Source organism: Aquitalea sp. S1-19, from assembly GCF_024343515.1.
In genome coordinates this window covers 1-2929 of sequence record NZ_RJTZ01000197.1, presented here as the reverse complement: position 1 = coordinate 2929, position 2929 = coordinate 1, and the positions used below count along the sequence as shown (strand labels likewise).

The window sequence follows — 2929 nt, the reverse complement described above, 5'->3', positions numbered from 1 at the left end:
GGGCTTGCGGAAAACGGCGCGCATGCCAGCGAACAGGTGAAGAAGAAGCCGGAAGGCCCGCCTATTTTTGAAAAAATGGATACTTTTGTCGTCAACTTGGCCGGCGGTTCTGGCGCCCTGTTGCAGGTGGAAATGCAGGCTCAGCTACTGGACATTGAGTCCAAGAAGACGCTGGTCGAATATATGCCCAAAATCCGCAGTGGGCTGATTTTGTTGCTCTCGTCCAAAACTGCGGAGGAGCTGGCCAGTGCCGATGGCAAGGTCAGGCTCAAGGCGCAGGTCAAGAAAATCATCAACGAATCCATTGACCTGCCCGGGCAGGAACCGGTGGAGAGCGTGCTGTTTACTTCCTTTATCATCCAGAATCAGTAAGCCCAGATGGCTGACGATATTTTATCCCAGGAAGAGGTGGATGCCCTGCTGCGCGGGGTGACCGGGGATACTGAGGATGAGGGTGATCATGGCGAGTCCAGTGGCGTCCGCCAGTATGATATCGGACGTCAGGAGCGCATCGTGCGTGGGCGTATGCCTACGCTGGAAATCATCAACGAGCGTTTTGCGCGCAATTTGCGCATAGGCTTGTTCAATTTCATCCGCCGCAATGCCGAGATCTCGGTAGGTCCGGTCAGGGTGCAGAAGTACAGCGAATTCATTCGCAATCTGGTGGTGCCCACCAACCTTAATCTGGTGCACGTCAAGCCGCTGCGCGGCACCGGGCTGCTGATTTTTGACCCGGATCTGGTGTTTCTGGTCGTCGACAATCTGTTCGGCAGCGATGGCCGTTTCCATGTGCGGGTCGAAGGGCGCGACTTTACCCCGACCGAACAACGCATCATCCAGCGCATGCTGAATGTGGTGTTTACCGAGTACCAGAAGGCGTGGGAACCGGTCTATCCGCTGCAATTCAGTTATCTGCGCAGCGAAATGAATACCCAGTTTGCCAATATCGCCACGCCGACCGAGGTGGTGGTGGCGATGTCCTTTCATATCGAACTGGGGGCCGGCGGCGGGGATTTTCACGTCTGTCTGCCTTACTCCATGGTCGAGCCCATCCGGGATGTGCTGTCCAGTACCATGCAGGCAGACCGTACCGAGGTCGATAACCGCTGGGTCAGCCTGATGTCGCGTCAGGTGCAAACGGCCGAAGTCGAACTGGTCGCGGAGCTGGCGCATACCGAGGTGACGCTGGGGCAGGTGCTGAACCTGAAAGAGGGCGACGTCATTACGCTGGACATACCGGAACGGGTGGTGGCCGATGTGTCGGGCATTCCGGTGCTGGAGTGCAAGTACGGTACGGTTGAGGGCAAGTATGCCCTGAGTGTGGAAAAGATACTGGCCGGGGCGCATGACCTCGGCGATACGGAGTCGGGAGAGCTTAAACATGGCTGAAGAACAGGGCACGCAAGGTGCGGCCGATGATGTAATGGATGACTGGGCCGCCGCGCTGGCCGAACAGGCCGAGCAAGCCGCAGCCGCCCTTGCCCGAGAGTTTTGCCCGTCTGTTCAAAAGCGTACTCGCCAAATCCAAGTCATGAAGAAAAGCCCCTCTTTGCTGCTGGGCGGTCTGTTCGCGCTGGTGCCTGTTCTGGCCGACGCAGCCGGTCTGCCCATGATGAACAGCAGTCCCGCGCCCGGTGGCGGTCAGAACTATTCCCTGTCCTTGCAGATGCTGCTGTTTATGACCGGGCTGTCGTTTATCCCGGCCATGGCGCTGATGATGACTTCGTTTACCCGCATCATCATCGTGCTGTCACTGCTCAGGCAGGCACTGGGCACCATGCAGTCGCCGCCCAACCAGGTTCTGGTGGGGCTGTCCTTATTTTTGACCCTGTTTATCATGGGGCCGACGCTGGATCAGGTGTACCAGAAGGCGTGGGTGCCGTTTTCCGACGACAAGATCAGCATGATGCAGGCGGCCGACGAGGCCGCCCGGCCGATGAAGGCCTTTATGTTGTCACAGACGCGTGAAAAGGATCTGGCTTTCTTTATCGAGGTGTCGCGCTCGCCGGCACCAGCGAGCCCGGCCGATATCTCCCTTAAGACGCTGGTGCCGGCTTATGTGATCAGCGAGCTGAAGACGGCTTTCCAGATCGGTTTTATGATCTTTATCCCGTTTTTGATTATCGATCTGGTGGTCGCCAGTATCCTGATGGCGATGGGGATGATGATGGTGTCGCCGGTGATTATTTCCTTGCCGTTCAAAATCATGTTGTTCGTTCTGGTCGACGGCTGGACGCTGGTATTGGGTTCGCTGGTACAGAGTTTTGCCCAGCGTTAAGCGCAAGGAGAGGATATGAGTCCGGAACTGGTCATCAATCTGGTGCAGCAGGCGCTGTTTACCCTGATTATTGTCTCGGCGCCCGTATTGGGCGTGTCTTTGCTGGTGGGTTTGCTGGTGAGCATCCTGCAGGCGGCCACCCAGATCAATGAAATGACCCTGACCTTCATTCCCAAGCTGATGGCGCTGTTTCTGGTGCTGCTCTTGGCCGGACCATGGATGCTGAATACCATGATGGACTTCACCATTCGCCTGTATCAAAGCATTCCCGGCGCGATCGGTTAAGGCAAGATGGCGGCCAGTCTCGTTATTTCCGATCTGCAGATCAATGCGCTGGTCAGCTTCTTTGTCTGGCCGTTTGCCCGCATTCTGGGCTTGATGCTGTCCGAACCCATCTTCTCCTCGCGCAGTATTCCGCGCCGCTTCAAAGGCGGTTTTGCCCTGATCCTGACCGTACTGGTTGCGCCCTTATTGCCCCCCATGCCTGCCGTGCCCTTGGTTTCGGCCGAGGGTGTGGCTATTTTGCTCAACCAGCTTTTGATCGGCATTATGCTGGGCTTTGTCATGCGCATCGTGATGACGGCGATGGAAATGGCAGGCATGATTGCCAGTGCGCAGATGGGTCTGGGTTTTGCCATGTTCTTCGACCCG

Annotated in this window: 5 protein-coding genes; all 5 read left to right on the top strand. The window is 56.9% G+C overall.

Annotation, left to right across the window (positions count from 1 at the left end; translation table 11 throughout):
• Positions 1 to 372: flagellar basal body-associated FliL family protein (locus EGI20_RS17045; protein WP_498632902.1), on the top strand; the 372-nt coding region annotated here is incomplete at its 5' end.
• A 6-nt stretch (positions 373 to 378) separates the two neighbouring features.
• A complete protein-coding gene (fliM, locus tag EGI20_RS17040) occupies positions 379 to 1389 on the top strand; it encodes a flagellar motor switch protein FliM (protein WP_498632695.1) in 1011 nt (336 codons plus the stop codon).
• Between the two features lie 142 nt (positions 1390 to 1531).
• Entirely contained in the window at positions 1532 to 2278 is a 747-nt protein-coding gene (fliP, locus tag EGI20_RS17035; RefSeq protein WP_498629910.1) for a flagellar type III secretion system pore protein FliP, read from the top strand.
• A 15-nt stretch (positions 2279 to 2293) separates the two neighbouring features.
• The gene (gene fliQ, locus EGI20_RS17030; RefSeq protein ID WP_498629908.1) at positions 2294 to 2563 is read left to right on the top strand and encodes a flagellar biosynthesis protein FliQ; all 270 of its coding nucleotides are present in this window, start codon (positions 2294 to 2296) and stop codon (positions 2561 to 2563) included.
• A gap of 6 nt (positions 2564 to 2569) precedes the next feature.
• Positions 2570 to 2929, top strand: a 360-nt coding sequence (locus EGI20_RS17025; protein ID WP_498632900.1) for a flagellar biosynthetic protein FliR, incomplete at its 3' end; no start/stop codon positions are given.